General features: G+C 74.0%; 2 protein-coding genes and 1 pseudogene. 1 reads left to right on the top strand and 2 read right to left on the bottom strand.

From position 1 onward, the window contains the following. Positions 1-608, top strand: a pseudogene (locus H5J30_RS32455) (hypothetical protein); the annotation flags it as partial. 31 nt (positions 609-639) lie between these two features. On the opposite strand, the gene H5J30_RS36130 reads toward H5J30_RS32455, so the two are convergent. Next, the gene (locus H5J30_RS36130) at positions 640-765 is read right to left on the bottom strand and encodes a DUF6126 family protein (protein WP_309505697.1); all 126 of its coding nucleotides are present in this window, start codon (positions 763-765) and stop codon (positions 640-642) included. Between the two features lie 16 nt (positions 766-781). Next, positions 782-1,375, bottom strand: a complete 594-nt coding sequence (locus H5J30_RS32460) for a helix-turn-helix domain-containing protein (protein WP_181791231.1) — start codon at positions 1,373-1,375, stop codon at positions 782-784. Positions 1,376-1,539 lie beyond the last annotated feature (164 nt).

A 1,539-nucleotide genomic window follows, 5' to 3' on the forward strand; every position in this document is an offset into this window, starting at 1 on the left:
GCGGTACGGAGGTGGAGTCGCTGGGCGCGCTGGTCTTCCACGTCGCCCGGCACCACGGCTGGGACGGCACCGTGCAGCTGCACTACGGCTCCATGGAGTTCCTCGGTCCCGGCGTCGGCCCGGTCAGCGACCTGGCGCTGGGGCTGTCGGCGCTGGCGATGGGGTGGCTGGTGCTGTGGCGGCTGCGGGCGCGGGAGTTCACGGCGACGACGGGGTGCGAGGCGGCGTTCGCGGGGACGCTGCTGTTCACCACGACGAGCCGGGTGATCAGCCCGCAGTACCTGATCTGGCTGGTCGGCCTGGCCGCCGTGTGCCTGACGCTGCGGGCGGCGCGGATGGCGCTGCCCGCGGGGCTGGTGCTGGTGGCGACCGGGGTGACGCTGGCGGAGTTCCCGGTGTGGTTCGGGGAGGTCGTGGGGAGCACCGGGTTCGGCATCGCGCTGCTGGCGCTGCGCAACGGGCTGCTGGTCGCGGCGACGGTGCTGGCCTGCCGGCGGCTGTGGCGGTCGACGGTGACGGCGCCGGGCGGTGCCGGGGACGGGGAGGCGGAGATGCCGCGGCAGCGGGGGCGTGGGGCGCCGGCGGACAGCGACATGCTGACGTGGTGACGTACTGGCGTGGTGACGTACTGGCGTATGGCTACGCGCCGCCGCCCGCCTTGAAGAGGAGCAGCAGGAACGCGGCGAAGAGGTGGCCGACGAAGATGTAGACGAGGAGGCGGATCACCAGGCCGCGGGGGAACCTCTCCTCGGTCCGCTTGGTCACGGCGGTCTCCTTGGGGTCAGTGCCGGGTGCCGTCGCCGAGGCACAGCCCGGCGACGGCGCTCTGCAGCAGCGTGTGGACGAAGAGCAGCACGAGCCCGCCGGGGTCGGCGGCGGCGATGCGGTGCGGGGTGAGGGAGTCGAACTGGGCGCTGTCGCCGGGGTCGAGCAGGTGCTCGCCGTCACCGAGCGCGAGCCGCATCCGCCCGTCGAGCACGTACAGCCACTCCTCGCCGGGATGGACCCGGACGAGATCGCGGTGGGCGGCGTCGTACGGCACGTGCACCCGCAGCGCCTGCATCCCCCGGTCCGTGCCGCCTGCCTGCCGGTACGACCAGCCGCCGGCCTCGCGTACGGGGGCGTCGGCGCCCCGGACGACCGACGTCTGCGCCGAGGGGGCCTCGCCGAGCAGCTCGGACACCGTCGTACCGTAGATGCGGGCCAGCTTGAGCAGCACCGGCAGTGAGGGCTGGCGCTGCCCGGTCTCCAGCCTGGAGAGGTGGGCCGGCGACAGCTCCGCCCTGGCGGCGGCGGCCTCCAGCGTCAGGCCGGCGCGGCGGCGCAGCTCGCGCAGGTGGGGGGCCTGGGGGTGGTCGGAGGTCATGACGGCCATTGAGCCAGGGGCGTACCCCAGAGTCAAATCTCTTGCCTCTCAGGCAAAAACCCTAGCCGAGGTGCCGGTCCAGATAGACCCGCCACCGCGCGGTGAACTCCCCGATTCCCACGCCGAGTTCTGCCCGCAGCGCCTCGTCCGCCCGCGCGCGCGACGGCGCGGCG

It is taken from the genome of Streptomyces phytophilus (assembly GCF_013870535.1).
GTDB classification, from domain to species: Bacteria; Actinomycetota; Actinomycetes; order Streptomycetales; family Streptomycetaceae; genus Streptomyces; species Streptomyces phytophilus.